15 protein-coding genes and 2 pseudogenes are annotated in these 17,921 nt (G+C 67.1%); 8 read left to right on the forward strand and 9 right to left on the reverse strand.

All coding sequences use genetic code 11. The features are described from left to right. Positions 1-129: 129 nt before the first annotated feature. Entirely contained in the window at positions 130-1,065 is a 936-nt protein-coding gene (locus tag QFW77_RS05750) for a LysR family transcriptional regulator (protein ID WP_280573417.1), read from the reverse strand. A gap of 100 nt (positions 1,066-1,165) precedes the next feature. Between QFW77_RS05750 and QFW77_RS05755 the strand changes: the two genes are divergently transcribed. The 4 genes and pseudogenes from QFW77_RS05755 (at position 1,166) to QFW77_RS05770 (ending at position 4,356) form a co-directional block, all read left to right on the forward strand. Next, entirely contained in the window at positions 1,166-1,495 is a 330-nt protein-coding gene (locus QFW77_RS05755; RefSeq protein ID WP_280573418.1) for a nuclear transport factor 2 family protein, read from the forward strand. 38 nt (positions 1,496-1,533) lie between these two features. Continuing rightward, a pseudogene (locus tag QFW77_RS05760) lies at positions 1,534-1,641 on the forward strand (short-chain dehydrogenase); the annotation flags it as partial. Between the two features lie 171 nt (positions 1,642-1,812). Then, a complete protein-coding gene (locus tag QFW77_RS05765; protein WP_280573421.1) occupies positions 1,813-2,604 on the forward strand; it encodes an alpha/beta fold hydrolase in 792 nt (263 codons plus the stop codon). A gap of 153 nt (positions 2,605-2,757) precedes the next feature. Beyond that, positions 2,758-4,356: an MFS transporter gene (locus QFW77_RS05770; RefSeq protein WP_280573422.1), complete on the forward strand. Its 1,599-nt coding sequence runs from the start codon at positions 2,758-2,760 to the stop codon at positions 4,354-4,356. 196 nt (positions 4,357-4,552) lie between these two features. On the opposite strand, the gene QFW77_RS05775 is transcribed toward QFW77_RS05770, so the two are convergent. From QFW77_RS05775 to QFW77_RS05790, 4 genes are all read right to left on the reverse strand, one after another. Further along, positions 4,553-4,951, reverse strand: coding sequence for a DUF5615 family PIN-like protein (locus QFW77_RS05775; RefSeq protein WP_280573423.1), 399 nt, complete (start codon positions 4,949-4,951; stop codon positions 4,553-4,555). Continuing rightward, on the reverse strand, positions 4,948-5,655 hold the full coding sequence (locus QFW77_RS05780; RefSeq protein ID WP_280573424.1) for a DUF433 domain-containing protein: 708 nt from the start codon (positions 5,653-5,655) through the stop codon (positions 4,948-4,950). Before QFW77_RS05780 ends, QFW77_RS05775 begins: the two co-directional genes overlap by 4 nt. Before the next feature lie 429 nt (positions 5,656-6,084). Continuing rightward, positions 6,085-6,822, reverse strand: coding sequence for a LytR/AlgR family response regulator transcription factor (locus tag QFW77_RS05785; RefSeq protein ID WP_280573425.1), 738 nt, complete (start codon positions 6,820-6,822; stop codon positions 6,085-6,087). Then, on the reverse strand, positions 6,819-7,883 hold the full coding sequence (locus QFW77_RS05790) for a sensor histidine kinase (protein ID WP_280573426.1): 1,065 nt from the start codon (positions 7,881-7,883) through the stop codon (positions 6,819-6,821). Before QFW77_RS05790 ends, QFW77_RS05785 begins: the two co-directional genes overlap by 4 nt. 215 nt (positions 7,884-8,098) lie before the next feature. Here QFW77_RS05790 and QFW77_RS05795 point away from each other — a divergent pair, with 215 nt between their 5' ends. Together QFW77_RS05795 and QFW77_RS05800 are read left to right on the forward strand one after the other, a co-directional pair. Then, the gene (locus QFW77_RS05795) at positions 8,099-10,201 is read left to right on the forward strand and encodes a protein-disulfide reductase DsbD family protein (protein WP_280573427.1); all 2,103 of its coding nucleotides are present in this window, start codon (positions 8,099-8,101) and stop codon (positions 10,199-10,201) included. A gap of 25 nt (positions 10,202-10,226) precedes the next feature. Next, complete coding sequence (locus QFW77_RS05800) at positions 10,227-10,853, forward strand: thioredoxin family protein (RefSeq protein ID WP_280573429.1); 627 nt, start codon at positions 10,227-10,229, stop codon at positions 10,851-10,853. 182 nt (positions 10,854-11,035) lie between these two features. Here the strand turns inward: QFW77_RS05800 and QFW77_RS05805 are convergent, their stop codons facing one another. The 4 genes and pseudogenes from QFW77_RS05805 to QFW77_RS05820 all read right to left on the reverse strand — a co-directional run bounded on the left by QFW77_RS05805 (position 11,036) and on the right by QFW77_RS05820 (position 14,682). Continuing rightward, positions 11,036-12,244: an alpha/beta hydrolase-fold protein gene (locus tag QFW77_RS05805; RefSeq protein ID WP_280573431.1), complete on the reverse strand. Its 1,209-nt coding sequence runs from the start codon at positions 12,242-12,244 to the stop codon at positions 11,036-11,038. A gap of 89 nt (positions 12,245-12,333) precedes the next feature. After that, a pseudogene (locus tag QFW77_RS05810) lies at positions 12,334-12,534 on the reverse strand (hypothetical protein); the annotation flags it as partial. Positions 12,535-12,641: 107 nt separating this feature from the next. Continuing rightward, positions 12,642-14,006 (reverse strand): ATP-binding protein, encoded by a 1,365-nt coding sequence (locus QFW77_RS05815; protein ID WP_280573432.1) that lies wholly within the window; start codon positions 14,004-14,006, stop codon positions 12,642-12,644. After that, positions 13,990-14,682: a response regulator transcription factor gene (locus QFW77_RS05820; protein ID WP_280573433.1), complete on the reverse strand. Its 693-nt coding sequence runs from the start codon at positions 14,680-14,682 to the stop codon at positions 13,990-13,992. Before QFW77_RS05820 ends, QFW77_RS05815 begins: the two co-directional genes overlap by 17 nt. A 368-nt stretch (positions 14,683-15,050) precedes the next feature. Between QFW77_RS05820 and lpxE the strand changes: the two genes are divergently transcribed. Continuing rightward, positions 15,051-15,932 (forward strand): lipid A 1-phosphatase LpxE, encoded by an 882-nt coding sequence (gene lpxE, locus QFW77_RS05825; protein WP_280573435.1) that lies wholly within the window; start codon positions 15,051-15,053, stop codon positions 15,930-15,932. An 83-nt stretch (positions 15,933-16,015) separates the two neighbouring features. Continuing rightward, positions 16,016-17,701, forward strand: coding sequence for a phosphoethanolamine--lipid A transferase EptA (eptA, locus tag QFW77_RS05830; RefSeq protein WP_280573436.1), 1,686 nt, complete (start codon positions 16,016-16,018; stop codon positions 17,699-17,701). Positions 17,702-17,921: the final 220 nt, after the last annotated feature.

Here is a 17,921-nt window from a genome sequence, read left to right on the forward strand (position 1 = left end):
AGATGTGGATCGGCATGGCGATCATTCCGCTCGGCCTGGCGCTGTCGGCCTACGGCATGCTGCCGCGCGCGCCCGCAGGCCTGCAGCCCGGCATGAGAGCAGACATCGCATCATCTGAGTTCGAGGCGGTCAACGGCCGCCTCCGGAGGTGGGCGAGCCCTTGTCGTCCAGATCGCGATCCAACAGGCAATCGATGAAGGCGCGAAGTGCCGGCAGCATGTACCTTCGGCTGGAGTAGTACAGATACAGGCCCGGCACGGTGGGCGACCAGTCGGAAAGGACGCGCTTGAGTCGCCCGTCCCGCAATGCGTCCGCGATTCCGTCGTCGTTGTAGGCATACAGGATGCCCAAGCCCTGCAGCGCCGCCGGCACCACGATGTCCTGGTGGTTGGAGATCACCGCGCCTTCGCCGAAGAACTCGACCGCTTTCCCCTTCTTCCTGAACTCCCACCCGGCCACTCTGCCGCTGCCGGGAAACCGCCAGTTGATGCAGGCGTGATGGTTCAGGTCGGCGGGCGTCCTGGGTTCGCCGTGTCGTGCCAGGTAGTCGGCCGAGGCCACGGCCAACAGCTCGATGTCCGGGGTGAGCCGGACGGCCACCATGTCCTTCTGCAGGCGACCGCCCACGCGAACGCCCGCATCGAAACCCTCACCCGCGATATCTCTCAAGCCATCGTCGATCACGATGTCGAGCACGACATTCGGATGCGCGCGGCTGAAGCGACCGAGCCGTGGCGCGATCACTTTCTTCGCCGCCATGCTGAGCGTATTGATCCGCAGCGTCCCCGCGGCACGTGCATGCGCGCCCACCGCCTGCGCAACGGCATCCTCCATGTCGCGCAGCATCGGGGCGATGCGCTCATGCAGACGCCGCCCCGGTTCCGTGGGCGACACGCTGCGCGTGGTCCGGTTCAGCAGGCGAACGCCAAGCCGCGATTCCAGGCGCCGGATGATCTGGCTGAGGGCGGACCGGGAAAGCCCCAGATGATCGGCGGCACGGGCAAAGCTGGCCCGGTCGACCACCGCCACGAAGGCCTTGAGTTCGGCAACTTCGGCGCCGCGCATTGTGTTCTGATTCCTACATAGACTGATTAGATAATAGAGGATTCTCTTATCTGTCAGGCGGGATCATCCTGGCTCCGTGAACCCCAGACGGAGCCTTGCAATGAAACATCCGAACCTGCCCGAACCCATCGCCGCCTACTTCGATGCCGACGCCCGGGGGGCCCAAGCCGTTGCACGTTGCTTCACCAGGGACGGGCGGGTGCTGGACGAGGGCGAGGCCCATGTCGGCCTGGCCGCGATCGAGGCGTGGAAGGCGGACGCCTCCGCCCGATACACCTACACCGCCACGCCCCATACGCTGGAGAAGCGGGATCGCCGCTACATCGTGACCAGCCACGTGGCGGGCGACTTCCCCGGCAGCCCGGTGGACCTGCGTTACGCCTTTACCCTGGAGCGCGGAAAGATCGCCACGCTGGAGATCGCGCCATGAGCTTCGATCTGCAGCTGACCGGGAAGCGCGTCATGACCAAGCCCGGTGAGGTGGCCGACCTCATCGCCTTCCTGCTCTCGCCCCGGGCGGCCTCCATCTCCGGCGCGGAATACACCATCGACGGCGGAACCGTGCCGACCGCGTGACCGGTGCCCGCCGCGCCGGTCCGGCGCTGGACCGGGAGCGCCGGCCCGACGAGAAGTAGCACGATCGATCAAGTTTTACGGACTCAATGCAACCGATCGTGTGGGCGCGCGTCGCAAAGTAGCCCTGCCGGCCGAGACGCCGCGCACCCACCACCGCCCGAGGATACGTCCATGTTCAAGCTCATCCCTGCCATGCTCGCGGCCGCTCTGGCGGTCGCCCTGTCCCCGGCCGCGCAGGCCGGCGACGCCACGTCCGCCCACCACGGCGCACAGGTGAAGAACGTCGTGCTGGTGCATGGCGCCTTCGCCGACGGTGCCGGCTGGCGCCCGGTCTACGACGACCTGACCGCGCGCGGCTATCGCGTCTCGATCGTGCAGAACCCGCTGACCTCGCTCGCCGATGACGTGAGGGCGACACAGCGCGTACTCGACCGCCAGGACGGCCCCGCCATCCTGGTCGGGCATTCCTGGGGCGGCACGGTCATCACCGAAGCCGGCGACCACGACAAGGTGGCGGGCCTGGTCTACGTGTCCGCCCTGGCGCCGGACGCCGGCGAAACCACCGCCCAGCAGTACGCCGGCTTCGCGCCCACGCCCGAGTTCGTGATCGACACGGGAAGCGACGGCTACGGGTTCATCAATCCCGCCAACTTCAAGGCCGGTTTCGCTCACGACGCCACCGATGCCGACGCGGCGTTCCTGCGCGATTCGCAGGTGCCGATCAACATGACGGTGTTCGGCACCACGCTGACGAAGGCGGCCTGGCGCACGAAGCCCAGCTGGGCCGTGATTGCCACGGAGGACAAGGCGTTCGACCAGACCATGCTCATCCACATGGCCGAGCGCATCAACGCTCGCATCACCAAGGTGGCCGCCAGCCACGCGGTCTTCATGACGCAGCCCACGGTGGTGGCGGACACGATCGATCGCGCCGCAAGGGAAGCCGGCCAGCCGGTCAGGTAAGCGGCGTCAGGACTCCCTCTTCGGTGACCATGGGGGCCTGGAAGCTGGCGGCCCGGTTCTCCCGTGTTCGATCACACCTGCCGAGGTTTCTGTCGCAGCACCGCCCAAAGGCCGGACGCCGGCGCTACCATGCGCGCACCTTCCGGAGGCATCGTGAGTCGAGCCGGCTTTGCATTTCACCACCCCGTCGCGTTCTGGGTGGGCTGCGCCCTGATCACCGCGGGCGTGCTCTCGCACGGCCCGATGTTCATGATGGGCCAGCACACGCACTGGCAGATGGTCGGCATGCCGATGACGGCCGAGATGTGGATCGGCATGGCGATCATTCCGCTCGGCCTGGCGCTGTCGGCCTACGGCATGCTGCCGCGCGCGCCCGCAGGCCTGCAGCCCGGCATGGGCGCGCCGCTGAACTTCCACGTGGCCGATGGCGTGCCGCTCAACCGCGCGCACCTCACGCTGGCGACGGTGCTGGTGGTGACGCTCGCCATCGACGTCATGAAGCCGGCCACGCTCGGCTTCGTGATGCCCGGCATGCGCGCCGAGTACCGCCTGGAGACATCGGGCGCCAGCGTGTTGACGCTGTTCGCGCTGACGGGCACGACGGTCGGCTCGGTGGTGTGGGGGCGGGTGGCCGACCGTTTCGGTCGCCGGTCGGCCATCCTGCTGTCGGCGCTGATGTTCATCGGCACCGCCATCTGCGGCGCGATGCCGTCGTACGGCTGGAATCTCGCGATGTGCTTCCTGATGGGCGCATCGGCAGGCGGGCTGCTGCCGATCGCCTTCACCCTGATGGCCGAGACCGTGCCGGCGCTGCATCGCGGTTGGCTGCTGGTCGCACTGGGCGGCCTGGGGACCTCTGGCGGCTACCTGCTCGCCGCGGGCGCGGCGGCGGTGCTGGAACCGATGTTCAGCTGGCGCGTGCTGTGGCTGCTGGGCCTGCCGACCGGGGCGTTGATCATCGTGCTCAACCGTTTCATTCCCGAGTCGCCGCGCTTCCTGTCGAGCATGGGCCTGCATACGCAGGCCCGGGCACTGCTGGCGCGTTTCTCCGGGCCGGGCGGGCGCATCGAGCGCGACGACGCCCTGCACCCCGCGCCGCCGGTGATCGATGAAGGCCACCCGGTCGCGGGAACCCGGGATCTCCTGCGCGGCCGGCACGCACCGGTCTCGCGGAGCCTGCTGGTCGCGGGCACCGCGTGGGGACTGGTGAACTTCGGCTTCGTCCTGTGGCTGCCGACCAACCTCACCGAGCTGGGCGTGGATGCGGCCGCGGCCAGCGCCCTGCTCGCGCGGTCGGCGTTCTACGCGTTGCCCGGCATCGCGCTCGTCATCTGGATGTACTACCGCTGGAGCAGTTTCAAATCGCTGGTGCTGTTCCTGGGGCTGACCGCTGCCGCGCTGCTGGTGTTCGCCGCGCTCGATGTCCTGGGCATCCGCTCGGCGCCCCTGACCACGACCGCCATCGCCAGCTTGCTGATCAGCGTGAGCGGCGTGATCGCGATGCTCATTCCTTATGCGGCGGAGATCTACCCATTGCGCCTGCGCGGCACGGGGTCGGGGGTGATCGCCGCGAGCTCGAAGTTCGGAGGCATCCTCGGCGCGGGCCTGGGCGTCATCGGGTTCTTCGACCACTTCGCGCTCTCCGCGGCGCTGCTCGCCATCCCCATGGCGGCGTCCGCGGTGATGCTGGCACGCAGCGGCGTGGAGACACGGGGGCAAGGGCTCGAGGAGATTCAGGTGCGCTTTTCGTAGCCACCTCTTGCCGAGGTCGAGAGTGAGCAGTGGCCTCGATCGTGATGCGCGCATCACCCGGCCAGGTCGGCAGGTACTTCGAAAGCGGGTCATCCGGCGAGTCATTGCCGGCGTCGACCAGATTCAACAGTCCGAAAGCAGAGAATGCTTTACGAGGGTGCCGGCCAGGCACCATTTCCGTAGGGCCGCGAATGCCTCAGCGTTTGATTAGTTCGAGCTTGCCGTTCCTGCGGGGAGGAATCCGAAAGATGGAACCTGCCTCGAAGTTCTCGCTAGTTGTGGCGATTTTTGGCCAATACTCGATCAGTCGCGCGGCCCTGTCGTAGTGCCCCAAGTGATTCCAGCCTTTCGCCAGAACGAATACCGTCAACCCTAACCGGGTGATCGCCTCGCGCTCCACTGGCCGGCGGTAATGGTGATCTTGCGTGATATGAACTCGCACTCCGTCTTCGATGGCGCGCCGGAACAGCTCGAGATCGGGCGCGCCTCTTGCGTAGTCCGTGACGTGGACAACCTCATGACCGTCGACGGCGACAAGGACATTCAATGCCCGTGCAAGGGCGGGGGGAAGGTTCTCGTCGATCTGCGCCTTCAAGGCGCGACCACCTGCTGCTCGAATGCGACGGCCTTGCGGACCTCGGCGGTCGACACCTCGTAGAGGCGAGCGACCCGATGCAGATCCCCTTGTTCCGCCTTCACGGCGTCAGCAATGGCCACGGTCGGCACGCCCGAGCCCGCCAGGATGGGATGGCCGAAGCTGCGGTCCGGATCGAGTACCACCACTTTCGACCTTGGCATCGGATACCACCGCGTCGCTTCGTCATCGACGTTCAGCTCGATGCCCTCTCGCAGCGAAGGTCCGATCACCTTGGCCATCACGTTCTGGCGCTTGACCACGTCTACCAGTGCCTTGTCGCCGTTCTCGTCCAGCATTTCCATGAAGATGCGACGGCCGTCGGTCTTGAAGGCAGTGCTGGTGAAGGGGTACTCGTTTCCGAGTCGGTCCCGCAGCTCGTCGATGGTGCGCCGGATCAGGAACAGCGGGACACCAACCGCCACGAAGGTTCGAACGAAACGAAGCTCGATCAGATCCCGAAAGCCCACTCCATCGATGTCCGATTCCGCAAGCTGGGAAGTCCACAATGGCTCGTACTGGCGCGCTTCTCCTCTGCGCTTTCCCGAGTAGCCCTTCATCCAACGCCGCAGCTCCCGCGACTCGGTACCAATGAAGCGCGCGGCGTCGGCGAACGAGTAGATGCCGACTCCGAAGGTGCGCTGCGATTGGATCGGGATGCCCATGGGAAGAGTCTATCGAATGGCGGTGCCGGTTGCGGAGTTCGAAGAGCAGGAATCGCACGGGGCCGTCGCACGGGCTGCGACAGGATCGCTCTCACGGGCCATGAGATCAGCGGACGCGGCCTCGGCGCCCAACCGGATCTGTGCCTCGGCTTATTGCATACCGGCGATGAAGCCATCACAAGCGAGTTCCACATGGATGGGGTTGGAGGGAACATTAATATGGCGTACGACGCCATCCGTAAGGCATAGAAATATAGCTCCGGCGCCTACCCAGAGGCGGCCCGGACGGCCTTGAGGCAACAGGCGCCGGCCCGGCCTGGCGTCAACCACCCGTGAGATCCGAGCGACCTGCCGGACGATTCTTCGGACCAGCCGGGAGTTAAGAGCTGGCTCGGGCAGCGCGAGGAGCCCATACGAAAGCCCCTCAGTTCACGGGGCGCGCAGCCGGAACGCCTGCCGCACCCGCTCGCGGTAGGCCGGGCCGCTGCTCAGGCGCGCGCCCGACGCCAGCCGGAACACGTACTGCCCCGACCCCAGCGTCTCGATCTCCGTCACCGCCGCGATGCGCACGATCCGCGAACGGTGGATGCGCGCGAAGTGGCGCGGGTCGAGTTGCGCCTCCATCGCGGCCATGGTTTCCCTCAGGCTCAGGCGCTCCGCGCCGACGTGCAGCTCGACGTAGTTCAGCTGCGCGACGATGCAGTCGATCGATTGCACCGGCACCATGCGCAGGCGGTGGGCCACGGGGACGGGCAGGCGCTCGGGGAAGTGGTCGGCTGCGCCGGAGGCGACGCGCTGCCGCGCCACGCGGGCCCGGTCAAGCGCGACCCGCAGCCGCTCGCGCGAGTAGGGCTTGAGCAGGTAGTCGACCGCGCCGTGTTCGAACGCGTCCACGGCGTGTTCGCCGAACGCGGTGACGAACACCACGTGCGGGCGCCAGGCCGCGGCGGCATGATGCAGCGTCCCGAAGCCGTCCATGCCGGGCATCTGGATATCGAGGAACACCACGTCCGGCTTCATATCGGCCAATGCGGCCGACGCTTCCTCGCCGTCGCTGCACTCACCCACGATATGCACGCCGTGCTCGGCACCCAGCATTCGCCGCAGCCGGGTGCGCGCCATCGGCTCGTCGTCCACGATCAGCACCCGCAACGGCACGTCGTTCATGCCGCCGTCCCCAGTTTCAGCGGCAGCGAGACGCGCACCCGCGTGCCCCCTTGCGGCAGGGTCGTCATCTCCAGCGACTGGGCCGCGCCGTACAGGCATTCCAGGCGGTCGCGGGTGTTGGCCAGGCCCAGCCCGAAGCCGGGCTTGGCCGGCGTGCCGGCGCCGTCGTCGAGCACTTCCAGCAGCAGCCGGTCGGCCTCGCGCCAGGCCCGCACCTCCACGCGCGTCGGCGAGACCCGTGGCGCCACCGCATGCGCCACCGCGTTCTCCACCAGCGGCTGCAGCATCAGCCGCGGTACCTGTGCGAACAGCACGTCCTCGCCGATCTCGCGCGTGAAGCGGAGCCGGTCGCCCAGGCGCACCTGCTCGATGCCGATGTAGCAGTCGAGCGCATCGAGCTCGTCGTCGAGGGATGTCTGCTGCTGGCGGCTGGATTGAAGGCTGTAGCGCAGCAGCCCGCCCAGCTGCACCAGCATGGTGTCGGCCGCGTCCGCGTCGTGATGGACCATCTCGGCGATGGAATTGAGCGAGTTGAAGAGGAAGTGCGGGTTGAGCTGTGCCGAGAGCGTGTCCAGCCGCGCCTGCGTCAATCGTTCCTGCAACACCTGGGCCTGGCGTTCGCGGGTGCGCGAGCGCTCGGCGTAGACCAGCGCGTGCCCGATGCCGACGATGACGCAAGCGACGAGGCAGTTCCTGAGCATGGCGCTGACCAGCAGCGTGCCCCCGCGCGGTGGCGTGTCGGAGCCGCCCACCCAGGGTTCCAGCACCAGCACGGCGCCGGTACGGAACGCCGCCGCGGCCAGTACCGCCAGCAGCAGGATCCCCAACGGCGCCAGCCAACGCTCGCGTTCCAATGGGCTGCGGGCGGTCCACCACAGCAGCCACAGCGTGGCGACCACCCAGATGGCGGCGCTCGCCAGCTGGGCGGGCAGGATCTCCTGCAGGCTCACCGGCTGGCCGCGCGCGGCGCGGAAGGCGAGCAGGTGGCTGGTCACGATGACGGCGTTCAGCCCCCACCATCCGACCACGCCGAGCACGATGAGCCAGGGGACCTTGCGCATAGCGGGGCAGGCTAGTCCGCGGCCCCGGTCCCCGCAACCGCCCGCGCCGTCTTCGTCCCCGGGTCCCCCCGATTCGTCCCAGCGCCGATCGATTCGCGGTGCCTGGCGCTAGGTTGCACGCGGACCCGACGGCAGCGATGCCCACCCGGCCCTCGCACCGCGAAGCGCCACGTTGCGCCCACCCCCGGAGCGAAACCCCCGGACCCCGAGGAGCCATGTACAAGTCCCTGCTGCTGGTAACGGCGACCCTGATCTTCGCGCTGCTGGCGCCAGCGCCCGCCAGCGCGGCGTCGCCGGCGGTGCGGACCGACCACCTGCAGTCGCGACTGGTCGCCGAAGCGACCGCGGCGGTGCCCGGCGCGCGGCTGACCCTCGGCCTGCTGCTCGAGCACGACCCGCACTGGCACACGTACTGGCGCAACCCGGGCGATTCGGGGCTGCCGACCGAGCTCGAACTCACGCTGCCGAGCGGCGTGACCGCCGAGCCGGTCGAGTGGCCGCATCCGCAGCGCTTCGAGCTCGCGGACATCGTCAACTTCGGCTACGGCGGGCGCCGGCTGCTGCCGGTCACGATCGTGATTCCGGCCGACTACGCCGCCGATGCGCTGCCGGTGCGCGCCTCGGCGAACTGGCTGATCTGCGAGGTCGAATGCATCCCCGGCAAGGCCGAGTACGCGTTCGAACTGCCGGTCGCCGCAACGGCCGACGCGGATCCGCGCTGGGCCGAGGATTTCGCCGCCGCGCGCGCCGGCCTTCCGACCGTTGCGGCGGCGACGCTCGCGATTGCCGAGGACGCCGATGCCATCGCCCTGGCCGTGAGCGGCCTCGACGCCGCCGTGGCGCCAGCGCAGTGGCAGTGGTTTCCGGAAACGCCGGAGGTCTTCGCCAACGGCGCGCAGCCGCAGTGGCAGCGCACAGCCGAGGGCTGGCAGGCGCGTTGGCCCAAGAGCGAATACTTCACCGCGCTGCCGGCGGAGGTCGCGCTGGTCGCGGTCGATGGCGACGGCGCAGCGTGGCGTTTTGCCGCTGCCGACGCGGGGGCTGCGGGCAGCGTTGCGCCGGCCGCCCCTGCGGCGCCGCTGCCGGGCGGTGTGGCCACCCCCCTCGGTCTGCTGGCGGCCCTCGCGCTCGCCTTCCTCGGCGGCCTGGTCCTCAACCTGATGCCGTGCGTGTTCCCGGTGCTGTCGATCAAGGCAATGAGCGCGCTCCGCTCGGCCGACGACCGCGCCGAACTGCGCCGGCACGGCGGCTGGTACACGCTCGGCGTGGTCGCCACGTTCCTGCTGCTCGCCGGCATGCTGCTGGCGCTGCGGGCCGGCGGCGAGCAGCTCGGCTGGGGGTTCCAGCTGCAGGAGCCGCGCTTCGTCGCCGGCGTCGCATTGCTGCTGTTCGCGATGGCGCTGTCGTTCTCGGGCGTGTGGGAGTTCGGCGGCCGGATCGCCGGCACCGGCCAGCGGCTGACGGAAGGCAACGGTGCCCGCGCAGCGTTCTTCACCGGCGCGCTGGCGGTCGTCGTCGCCAGCCCGTGCACCGCGCCGTTCATGGGCACCGCGCTCGGCTGGGCCCTGGCGCAGCCGGCCTACGCTGCGCTGGCGGTGTTTGGGGCGCTCGGCCTCGGCCTGGCCGCGCCGATGCTGCTGCTCGGGTTCGTCCCGGCACTGGCCCGCGCCCTGCCGCGGCCCGGCCCGTGGCTGGAAGGCTTTCGCCAGCTGCTCGCGTTCCCGCTGTATCTCACCGTGGTCTGGCTGCTGTGGGTGTACGGCGAACAGACCTCGCCGCTCGGCATGGCCTGGCTGCTCGCCGCCCTCACCGCGCTGGCGTTCGCGCTGTGGCTGCTCGGGCGCCGGCCCGCGATGCGCTCGCCGCGGTTCCGCGCGGCTGCCGCCATCGTGTCCGCGGCGGCGCTGGTGCTCGCGCTCGGCCTGCCGCTGTCGGCACCGGCGCCGGCGGCCGCCGGTGCGCCATCGACGAGCGATGCCGGCAGCGAGCCCTGGAGCGAACAGCGCCTGGCCGAGCTGCGCGCGGCCAACCGCCCGGTGCTGGTCAACATGACCGCCGCGTGGTGCGTCACCTGCCTCGCCAACGAGCGCGTCGCCTTGTCCACTGACACCGTGCGCGAGGCCCTTGCGGCGCACGACGTCGCCTACCTCAAGGGCGACTGGACGCGGAACGACGAGGCGATCACGCGCTACCTCCAGCGCTACGGCCGCAACGGCGTGCCCCTGTACGTGCTCTACCCCGCCGGCGGGGGCGCACCCCGCGTGCTGCCGCAGCTGCTGACCGCGGATGGCGTCGCCGATGCGATCCGCTCGCTGTGACCTTCCCGACCCAGGAGACCGACCGATGAAAGCCTCACTGCTCACCACTGCGCTGATGTTCGCCGCCGCCGCACTGACGGCCTGCGCTGCCTCCGACGCCACCGCCGCCGCCGCGGTGGGCCAGCCCGCCCCGGCCTTCACCCTGGTCGATTCGGCCGGGCAGACGCGCAGCCTGGCCGACTTCGCCGGCAAGACCGTGGTGCTCGAATGGACCAATCACGAGTGTCCGTTCGTCAGGAAGCACTATGGATCAGAGAACATGCAGGCGCAGCAGCGCGACGCGACCGCGGACGATGTCGTGTGGCTGTCCGTCAACTCGTCGGCCCCGGGCCAGCAGGGACACGTGGACGGCGCCGCCGCCGAACGGATCCGCGGCCAGGCCCGCGCCGCGCAGACCGCCTACCTGCTCGACCCGGACGGCACCACCGGCCGCGCCTATGGCGCCAAGACCACCCCGCACATGTACGTCATCGACCCCGCCGGCGTGCTGCGCTACGCCGGCGGCATCGACAGCATTCCGAGCCCGGACCCGGCCGACATCGCCAAGGCCACGCAGTACGTGCCGCAGGCGCTGGCGGAGCTGGCGGCGGGGCAGCCGGTCAGCACCCCGGTGACGCGCCCGTACGGGTGTTCGGTGAAGTACGCGAACTGAGCTGGGGGTTCGATGCTCCGGGGCGCTGAGGCGTCCCGGGGCGGAGGCCAGCGAAGGCACCGCAGAACGCCAATCTTGAAAGGACTTGGATTGGCTTTTGTGGCTTCCGTCTTTCTTTCCGTCCGCCTCAAGTCGACGCCGGAACTCGTACCTGGGCTCGAGATCTCCTGTCCTTGCGCTCCTCACTTTACAACTGGGGTCAAGAGCTTCTGTAGCTGCACGCGCGCATTGGCGTTCTCTGGGTTCAGTTCGAGCGATCGTCTATAGCCTTCGATCGCCTTCTGTCGATCCATACTGGCAGCATAGCCCTCAGCGAGGCTGTGCCATGCGTTGGCGGAGTCCGGATAGTGGCGAGTGTTGAGCCGGAAATACAGCAGCGCCTTGTCCCGGTCGTGATAGGTATGCAGGAACACGTGGCCGAAGTAGTCGACTAGATCCTCGCGCAGAAAAACCTCGCTGCCCAGGCGACGGGACAACAGTTGATACTGTTCCTCAAGACGTTCCGGGTAGGCGTACAGCGTATCGAGGCTCGGCGCATAGCCTTCGAAGGTGTGGCTCAGTCCATCATAGAGCGAGCGCAGCGCCAACGAGTGGTGGCTCTCGTCGTCGTAGACCCGAATGCCGAAGTGCAGTCCGGCCATCGGCTTGGCCTCGAGCATGCCAGCCAGCGTGTCGACGTAACGGACCGTTGGAAAGAACTCGGAAGGCGGGTTGTTGGTCGTCGTGGTGACGAACAGCGCTCTCCGTTCGACTTTCGCGTCCGCAATGAATTTCCGCGCTTCCCGCTCCAGAAGGTAGTCGTCCCACCACCAACTGGGATCGATGGCGAGATAGCTGTTGAACGCCTGCGGCTGGGTGAACAGGGCGTGCAGCACCGGCAATCCCGTCAACGAGTATCCGGCCAGGACGCGGTAGCCCGAGGTGCTGTAGGTCCGATCGATATAGGGAGCCAGTTCGTCCGTCAAGAAACGTAGAAACCGATCCGCCCCACCGCTGGTCACATAGACCGATTCGTCTTGCCCAAGCGGCCCCTTCAAGGAGCGGCTTGGTGTGGAGTCACGCACCCGCTGCTCGCTGGGAATGCCCACGACGATCATCTCGGGAATGCGGGGACTGGCGTCGGCGCTGAGATGCTGTACAACGCCCGAGGCCATCTGGAAGAACTTCTGGCCGTCCAGCAGATACAGGACCGGGTAACGGGTATGTCCGTGATTCGCGGCGTAGCTGCTGGGCAGCGCAACCTGGATCGCGCGCTTCTCGCCCAAGATCGACGAATCGAACGAGTACTCCTCGCCAATCGCGATATCGATGTGGCCGTCCCGCCCATAGACTTCCGAAGGCGCCAACAGCATCAGTCCCAAGAAGGACGCGGTGACGAGGTTCTTCAGCATGCGCATTTCCACCCCCCGGGCAACTGGCGTGTCTCGGTTTGATCGATACTCACAATCGGACTGTTGAATAGAATGCGCGAGGGCCGTGGTCAAGGCCTATTCGGCAGGGGAACCTGAACCACCCCGGCATCCCGGGCTCGTTCGGTGTGAGTCACGCCGCCATGGCGAGCTCGCGTGCTGTTGATGACAGGCGGCCTCTGCTTTGGCCGGGGGATGTCGCCGATCGGCTCCAGCAGGCGCCTGTGATCCAACCAGTCGACCCACTCCAGCGTCGCCAGTTCCACCGCTTGGGGCTGGAAACGTTGGTCGCACAGCTATCTCTACCATGACCTTGTTTTGCCTGAGTCGTGAATGCTCCGGGCGAGTGGATGTCCCTCGTGCGATGGCTCTTCGGTTGCTACTCCGCGAGATCTGAAGACCCCGTTCTCACGGACAACCGGAGCAGCAAGCCCGGGTCCGCCTTGTGCGCGGACAGCGCCCATCCATGCGCCTGCGCGATTTCCCGGCAGATGGCCAGGCCGAGGCCGGCGCCCTGGTCGCGCCGATGGGCGCCACGCCAGAAGCGGGAGAACATCTGCGACAGATCCTGCGGATCCACGCCGGGGCCGGAATCGCGCACCGTCACCGTTTCGGCATCCACCTCCACCCGCACCTCGGTGCCGCGCGGCGCATGCTCGATGGCGTTCTCCAGCAGGTTCTTCAGCAGCGTGAAAAGCGCACCGCGATCGGCTTGCCATCGCGCAACGGACGCGCCGGAAAGGGTCACATGCACGTCCGCGGCTTCGGCCATCCGCTGCAGGTAGGCAACGGCGTCCCGCGCAACCTCCTGCACATCGGTGGTGGCGAAGGCATAGTTCTGCACCTCGCTGGCTTCCGCCAGCAGCAGGAGTTGCTGCACCTGGCGCGTCATGTGTTCGACGTCGCCGAGCAGCGCGTCGCGGTCCTCGCCCTCCTCTCTCAACTCGACCTGCGCGCGGATCAACGACAGCGGCGTCTTCAACTCGTGCGCAGCCGTCGCAAGGAACTCCTGCTGCACGCGGTAGCCGTGTTCCAGCCTGTCGAGCGCGCGGTTGAAGCTGTGCACCAGGGGCGCGATCTCGGACGGCACCGCCTCGGTGCGCAATCGCGCGTGGAGCGCGCGCGGCGAGATCGAGGCGGCGGACTCCGACAGCTTGCGCAACGGCCGGAGCGTGTATTCGAGCGTGACATAGGCGCAGATGCCGAAGACGATGAGCAGCAGCGCGCTGAACATGACCACGCCCGCACCCATGAACGGCAAGGTGAATTCCTGGTAGATGAAGCCCAGCATCCGCGTGCTGACGGCGAACTGCAGGTACCAGGTCCTCCCGCCGTGCTCGAAGCGCTCGATGGCGCTGTGCATCCGCACGCCACCGCGTTCGAAGTTGAAGCTTCCCGGCACGAGCCCCCGCGATTCGACGGGGGACCAGAACCCTTCGCCGGCGGCGGAAACGAGCACCGGGCGCCCGGAGTCGTCCAGCACGCGGTAGGCGGTCTCCTCCTTGAGACTCTCGTAGATCCACATGTCGCCCTCCTCGCTGGCAGCGAGGCCGTCCGGGACACCCCTGGCGTCGAACCGGACCGCCCCGACCAGGTCCCGCGTGTACTCGGCCATGTCCGCCTTCAGCCACAGGTCGCTGCGGTAAGTGGTCAGCACGAGGGTCACCAGGATCATGAGCGCGATGCTCAGGATCACCCCGACCACGTACGCGAGCAGGACCCGCAGGCTAAGGCTGTTCGGCACTGCCGGCCTCACGAAGGGCATAGCCTAGACCTCTGATATTGACGATCCGCTGGCGCGAACCGATGACGCGCAGCTTGCGGCGGATGCGATGCAGGGCGACGTCCAGCGCGCCCGGGGTGACGGCCTCGCCGAATCCCCAGCCGACCGACTCCAGCGCGCCGCGGCGCACGACTTCCTCGTGCTTGCGCAGCAGCAACAGCATGATCTGCATCTCCGCCGGGGGCAGCCTCGCGCTCTGGTCGCCGCAACACATGATGCCGGCGGCAGGCCGCAGCGTCAGATCGCCGTGGCTGGGATCGAGCGGGCGAACCTCCACCGGGCGCCGCAGCAGTGCCCGCACGCGCGCCACCATCTCATCCATGGCGAATGGTTTTGGAAGGTAGTCGTCGGCGCCGGCATCCAGACCTTCCACACGGTCGCGCAACGCATCCCGCGCCGTCAGCACCAGGCAGGGCATGCCCATTCCGGCGCTGCGCATGCGCCGCAGCAGGGCGAGCCCGTCGCCATCCGGCAATCCGCGATCGATCACCAGCGCCTGGTAGGGCGTTTGGCGGATCGTGGCCCATGCCGCGTCGACGCGATCGACGACATCGACGGCGATTCCGGCGGCCGCGAGCCCCTTGCAGACCAGTCGCGCAAGCCGCTCGTGATCCTCGATCAGGAGAATGCGGCTCATCGGGTGGTTTCGTTCTCTGGTGGGTTGTCGAGATGATGCGCTGCCACTGAAACTTCCTGCTTCTGCATGCGTGCGACGAGACGCGAGGAAGCGACCTTGCCGGCCGCCTTCCTTACTGGACACTTACCTGGCCGGACCCATGCCTGGTCCGCGGGAACTTCCTGATCGTAAGCAGCCGGAAAGACGCATCGCCTGACAGTGGCGCCTCGTTATAGCACGAGGCATCGCATGCGTCCGCACCGCGGGATCGTTCCGATCGGGCAGCCCCAGGCACACGCCCCCGTCTTGAATGAACTGAGGTTTGCGCGTTCCTGTTCGTCGAAGGCGGAAGCCACCACGGTGGCGCCGAAGGCATGGCGCGGCAAGCCGTGACCGCCGATCCGGCGGCTGCACCCGAGCCGCGGTTTAGACAGGGAAGCCGCCATGACGACGGCCGGGCTGGGCCCGACGCCAGCGATGCTGTCGCCATCCTGGATGTGGACCTCCGAGACCCGCACGAACTGATGCCGCCGGTGGTCTTGGCGCGGCGCGAGGGCGCCGACCTGGAGGTGATGCGACGCGGCACCCGCGTCGGCGAATCGCTGGGCGAACGCGTCGGCGCCCATCCGTTCCAGCGGGCGCTGACCCGGATCGCCGGCCCCGACCTGGAAGCGCTTCTCGCCAGGGCGGCACCGAAGCGGTTGATGGCGCTGGCAAGGATGGCCTACGTGCAGGCACAACGGCCACGACTGCTCATGGTGATGTGCCTGATCGGTACTGCCCTGTCTGTTTTCTATCCATCCGATCTGTTGAGTTACCGCGATACGCCGCGTAGCGAGCACGCACTGGTCACTGGCACCGAGCAGTACGGGCGGTTCATCAATACGATCGCGCAGCTGGCATTGCCCATCGTCAAACGCGACCCGATCGGGATGATGCAAAACCTCTATATCGGCTTTGCCGGCACCCTCATGACGCACGGCCTGAAGCGGGCATTGGATCCAGTCACTGTCCAGGGTGTGCGTCTGGGTGAGCGCCCCTATGGCGGGCGGCACAACATGCCCTCGGGACATGCCTCGCTGGCGTCCTCGGCAGTGTATTTCGTGGGGCGTCGTTACGGGTGGTGGCATCTGTTCTACCTGGTACCGGTGCTGCTGCTGACGATGTTCGCGCGTGTCGAGCTCGATGCGCATACCGGATCTGCCGTGATTGCAGGCGCATTGATCGGCATCTTTTCTGCCGCGCTGTTCACTGGAAAGTACCGGTCGTGAGTCGGCTGGCATTGGCGCCGGCCTGGTAGATGCCGGTCATCCTTCACAAGAACAATCAAGGAGGGTCGCATGGGACGACTCGCATGCAGGCCCTAGCGCTCAGGCTGTCGTCCGGTGCTTTCATTCCCAGGGTCCGCTGGCGTCTGCGGACGCCAATGTTCGTTCTGGCCTGGGCGCTGTTCAATGCCGTGGCGTACCACGTGCCACTCTATCTGTTCGGCATCGAACATCTGGATGTCGCATCGTGGGGTGCGGGCGTGACATTGCTCACGCTGTTCGTCCTGGTCGCGGCAATGACCGCATTGTTTACCGGCGTCGTTTCCTTGATCGTGCCGCGGCTGGTGAAGCCTCTGTGCATGGTCATGGCGATAGCCAATGCCATCGCACTCTATTTCGTGGTCACGTATGGCGTGGTGCTGGACGAGACCATGATGGGCAACGCCTTCAACACCAACACGGCCGAAGCGGCCGGCCTGTTCCATCCGTGGATGCTCGTGTACGCCTTTTGCCTGGGCATCGTGCCTTGCTGGGTGCTCTTGCAGGTCGAGGTGACGCGCACGCCCTTTTTCAAGCGCCTGGTGATGCCCATCGCGGTCGGTGTCTTCACGCTGTGCTGGGCGTATGGCGCATCCCAGAGCTGGTTGTGGATCGACAAGCATGCCAAGCATCTTGGCGGCATGGTCCTGCCCTGGTCGTACGTGGTCAACGCCGGGCGCTACCTGGCTGGCAAGGCGGCCCCGCACGAACGCAAGCTGCTACCCGCCGCCCATTTCGTGTCGAACGAGAAGAAGGTCGTCTTCCTGGTGATCGGGGAGTCCGCTCGCGCCCAGAATTTTTCCCTGTATGGGTATGGCAGGCAGACCAATCCGGCCGTCGCCAAGGCCGGTGCCACCGTCTTCAGGAAGGCCCGGTCATGCGCCACGTATACCACTGCCTCGCTCGAATGCATCCTGGCCCATCAGGAGCCCGGGGCACGCGCGATGTGGGAGCCATTGACCAGCTATCTCCAGCGTCATGGCGTCGACGTCATATGGCGTACGAATAATGCGGGCGAGCCTGCAATGGACGTACGGCACTTCGAGCGCCTTGGCGATTTGAAGGCCGGTTGCACGGGAGAGGCGTGCGACTACGACGAAGGTTTGTTGCGTGGAATCGAAGCGCGTATTGCCGCATCAGACCAGCAACGCATCCTGGTGGTGTTCCATCTCGAGGGGAGCCACGGGCCAGCGTACAACGTGCGCTATCCGCCGCGTTTCAACGTGTTTACCCCTGTGTGCGCATCGGTCCAACTGCACCAGTGCTCGAGCGACGAACTGATCAATGCCTACGACAACACCATCGTCTACACGGATTTCGTCGTGGGGCAGGCCATCGACGTGCTGAAAGGTCTGCAAGGCTATTCGACCTCGCTGATCTACGTTTCCGATCATGGCGAGTCATTGGGGGAATACAACCTCTATCTGCACGGCACGCCCTGGACGATTGCACCCGACGTACAGAAGGAAATCCCGTTGATCGTATGGGATTCCAGCGCGCCCCATTCGAACGCGAACACGACATTGACTGTCGAAGGCGCATTCTCCCACGCCAATGTGTTCCACAGTGTCATGGGCGCATTCGGCATGCGTAGCGACATCTTCGAACCTGAGTTGGATCTCTTCTCCGCGGCCGCACTTCGGCCCGCCATGGCGCCATCGCCCGTGGCGGGCGGGAACTCGAGCCCCACCCCGGCTTCGGCAGGCGGTCCATCGCCTACGCGGCAGCGGTAGTGCACTAGCGGAATCACCGCATCGACCAGGTGCGCCGCGGTCCCGACCATGGCCGCCCGCCGGATCGTGGCCAATGCCGCGTCGACGCGATCGACGACACCGGCGGCGAATCCGGCTGCCACGGGTCCCCTGCATATCTGGCCGGCGGAAACTTCCTGCCCGGTAAGTATCCGGTAAGACGCATCGCCCGACAGTTGCGCCTCCTCAAGGCACGAGGCAA

The sequence above is a fragment of the Luteimonas endophytica genome (assembly GCF_029887875.1).
Lineage (GTDB): Bacteria > Pseudomonadota > Gammaproteobacteria > Xanthomonadales > Xanthomonadaceae > Luteimonas > Luteimonas endophytica.

Bases quoted from the DNA above. Each gene is read 5' to 3' on its own strand.
- QFW77_RS05790 (WP_280573426.1), bottom strand. From the start codon at position 7,883: ATGCGCAAGGTCCCCTGGCTCATCGTGCTCGGCGTGGTCGGATGGTGG.
- eptA (WP_280573436.1), top strand. From the start codon at position 16,016: ATGCAGGCCCTAGCGCTCAGGCTGTCGTCCGGTGCTTTCATTCCCAGG.
- QFW77_RS05785 (WP_280573425.1), bottom strand. From the start codon at position 6,822: ATGAACGACGTGCCGTTGCGGGTGCTGATCGTGGACGACGAGCCGATG.
- QFW77_RS05780 (WP_280573424.1), bottom strand. From the start codon at position 5,655: ATGGGCATCCCGATCCAATCGCAGCGCACCTTCGGAGTCGGCATCTAC.
- QFW77_RS05795 (WP_280573427.1), top strand. From the start codon at position 8,099: ATGTACAAGTCCCTGCTGCTGGTAACGGCGACCCTGATCTTCGCGCTG.
- QFW77_RS05820 (WP_280573433.1), bottom strand. From the start codon at position 14,682: ATGAGCCGCATTCTCCTGATCGAGGATCACGAGCGGCTTGCGCGACTG.
- QFW77_RS05800 (WP_280573429.1), top strand. From the start codon at position 10,227: ATGAAAGCCTCACTGCTCACCACTGCGCTGATGTTCGCCGCCGCCGCA.
- QFW77_RS05805 (WP_280573431.1), bottom strand. From the start codon at position 12,244: ATGCTGAAGAACCTCGTCACCGCGTCCTTCTTGGGACTGATGCTGTTG.
- QFW77_RS05755 (WP_280573418.1), top strand. From the start codon at position 1,166: ATGAAACATCCGAACCTGCCCGAACCCATCGCCGCCTACTTCGATGCC.
- QFW77_RS05750 (WP_280573417.1), bottom strand. From the start codon at position 1,065: ATGCGCGGCGCCGAAGTTGCCGAACTCAAGGCCTTCGTGGCGGTGGTC.
- QFW77_RS05765 (WP_280573421.1), top strand. From the start codon at position 1,813: ATGTTCAAGCTCATCCCTGCCATGCTCGCGGCCGCTCTGGCGGTCGCC.